This window comes from Palleronia sp. (assembly GCF_042089775.1).
GTDB lineage: Bacteria > Pseudomonadota > Alphaproteobacteria > Rhodobacterales > Rhodobacteraceae > Palleronia.
This window is the reverse complement of sequence record NZ_JBELKF010000246.1, coordinates 1-2,650: the sequence shown is the minus strand read 5'-3', so window position 1 is coordinate 2,650 and position 2,650 is coordinate 1. Positions and strand designations below refer to the sequence as shown.

Below are 2,650 nucleotides of genomic sequence, written 5' to 3'. Positions count from 1 at the left end.
TTCATCGACATCACTTCGATCCGCCTCTGGCTCCGCCATTTGTCAAGATGACCTAGGGAAGACGTCGAAGTTCACATTCGACGTCATAATGATGCTATCGAAGAAAGCAGGGCGAAGTATGGTCCGATAGCTCGCTTCGATGCGCCGATGACGCCGGAGAAGGCCGCGAACAGTTTGCGCTTCCTGCGCCGCAACGAACTTGATTGGATTTTCTTCCGCCATTGGCGAATCCGTGAGGGGTGGCTCTCGAGTGATCAAGCAGCACGTGAAATGAAGATATTTCACGACCCTCTGATCATACATGTGCGGCGAGCAGTTCTCATTCGACTCCACCCGGGCCTTCCACACGTCGCGGAGTAGCCATTGTGCATCTTTGGAGACCAGCATTCGCTTTCTTTGGTGGATAATGGGGGCCGGCGACGGCGGAACGGACGCCGTCAGCGGTCGCGTACCCGCAGAGCGGAATCCCGCTGGACCGGCAAAGACCGGATCGTCCGCACTCATTGCCGCGGAACACGCAGACAGAAGCGCGCGTTCGAACAGGAACGACGGGCGAAGACGCGTAAGCCCTTGGAAGGAGCGATCATGGCCGACGGCCCCGAACCACGTCCGGAAGACGAAACGGCGCGTGCCGGCACGACCGGCTTGTTGAATGACAGCCTGTCCAACGGTCGCAACCTCCTCCGGGGGGAACTGGACCTGTTCCGGGCCGTGGTTCAAGAAAACGCCAAAAGGGCATTTCTGGCGCTCGTTTTACTGGCGGCGGCGGTGGTCATCCTTCTGGTGGCGCTGAATGTTCTCGCCGCGGCCCTTACTGCCGGGCTGGCAGAGCTGGGACTTGCCGCAGGATGGTCGGCACTGATTGTCGGCGGCGCTCTGATCGCCATTGCGGTGATCGTGGCAGTGAAAGGCAAGAGCGACCTGGAAAGGGTTAGCCTGGCCCCTACGCGAACCGAGAGAAACGTCCGTGACGACGCCGAAATGATCAAGGAGACTACAGATGGCCGATGACACCCGTTCGCCCCGCGAAATCGAGCGCGACTTGGAAAGGGAGCGGCAGGATCTCGAGAGAACGCTCGACGATCTTTCGAACCGCTTTTCCTTCGAAGGCGCGTGGAACTTTCTCGGTCGGCAACTGAGGACCAACAAAGGCAGCTACGGCCGCGACATCACGAAGATGATGGCCGAAAAGCCGCTTGCCGTTGCGCTCACCGCGGTCGGCGTCTCGTGGCTCCTCTTCGGCCCGTCCTCTGTGCCGCGGCACAGGCGCGAGCGTCTCGAGGATGAGCGCTCGTTTGGGCGATACCCTGACGACGAACACGCCGCCGCCCGGAACCGGTCCTTCTTCGAGATCGAGCGTGCTCGGGAACGTCGCGCGCCGGATGGCGATTCCCGGCCCTCTCGTCCCTTCGGTGCTACAGATCGCGTGACCGGAGCCGACGACGGCACCGAAGGGGATCGCGAAGGGCCGTCATACCCCAGCTCCAGCGCGGCGACTGCGACAGGAACAGGCGGTAGCAACGTTCCTGAGACAAGGCCGACGACCTCGGGAAGTACCGCCCCCGTTCCGCCCGACGAACAGGTTCATGAGCCGCTCGTCTCCACGCGTGCAGAGAATCCGGCCTCAACTCCTGCTTCGACGTCCGGGCCCGCCCGCGAGAGGGAGGAGCCTGTGTCCACGCCGGCTGTCATGCCGTCGAGGCCTGGGGACGACGAGGACAAGAGCGACGACGACAAAAAGCTCTGAATTACGGCCCGTAGCCCGACCAACCGCAAGGACGCCGGCTGCCTTCCCAAAGGTGGCCGGCGTTGTCGTTGAAGCACGAGCTATGGGATGGGAGATTGTGCTTCCACTTCCACTGCAGAACAGCGGGAAGATCAGGCTCTGATGCGCTCGCTTTGGCGAACCGCGCGCCAAGCCGGGCAGGGCCCTTGTAGCGCTTCCCGGCGATACCGATCTCGAATGCTCCGGAGTCGTTCAGGTCCGCTGCCACGCCGATCGGGTGGTGGCTGAACTCGTGCAGAAGTCCTGTTTCAGCTGCTTGCCGTAGTGCTCAGAGCCGCCTGTCCTGCCATCACTGCCGCCGGAGTCTTCGTGGTGCATCACAAATTTGGTCAAATATGGAACTGCACGAAGCTCTTTGTCAGAAGGCCGTCATTGCCTCGAGTGCCGCATCCTGTGGCGTGATGCAGCGTCGTCGAGGTGTCGTAGTCATTTTTTGCGCGCATTGACTGCACAGTGCAGAATCCGCCATCGTAGAGTTCGACATCCCGGCTCATCGCGAACAGCTTTTTATAGACGTGCTGAATCATCTCCCTCGGGATTTAGCGTTCGCGGCCAACTTGCTCACGTAGGTCAGGCGCGAGGCGCCCGCGCGGTGCAGCGGAAATGTGGCGCCGGCGCTCGCGGCAAGGTTGCGGGTCCGCAAGTCTCCTAATCACCACCTTTTTTGCGCAGCCAAGGCCGTCGTCGGTCATGGCGCCCGGTGGCGCCCCCTTCTGGTCGAAATCTGCGGCACCTTGGGTGTATTTGCGGATTTGGCGGTCACATCCGTCAAGCCGGTGTAATGTCCCGGAGCCTGAGGGCATGATCAGGCGGCTTTTGTTGTTATGCTGAGAATGGGGTCGATCTCCTCCTTGTCGATCTGAG

General features: G+C 61.2%; 3 protein-coding genes. 2 read left to right on the top strand and 1 reads right to left on the bottom strand.

Annotated features, from left to right (window positions below; translation table 11 throughout):
- Window positions 1-585 precede the first annotated feature (585 nt).
- A complete protein-coding gene (locus ACFDS3_RS20645; protein ID WP_375264200.1) occupies window positions 586-1,011 on the top strand; it encodes a phage holin family protein in 426 nt (141 codons plus the stop codon).
- A complete protein-coding gene (locus tag ACFDS3_RS20640) occupies window positions 1,001-1,747 on the top strand; it encodes a DUF3618 domain-containing protein (RefSeq protein WP_375264199.1) in 747 nt (248 codons plus the stop codon). The genes ACFDS3_RS20645 and ACFDS3_RS20640 overlap by 11 nt, the downstream gene beginning before the upstream one ends.
- A 368-nt stretch (window positions 1,748-2,115) precedes the next feature.
- On the opposite strand, the gene ACFDS3_RS20635 is transcribed toward ACFDS3_RS20640, so the two are convergent.
- The gene (locus tag ACFDS3_RS20635; protein WP_375264198.1) at window positions 2,116-2,313 is read right to left on the bottom strand and encodes a hypothetical protein; all 198 of its coding nucleotides are present in this window, start codon (window positions 2,311-2,313) and stop codon (window positions 2,116-2,118) included.
- Between the last annotated feature and the right edge of the window lie 337 nt (window positions 2,314-2,650).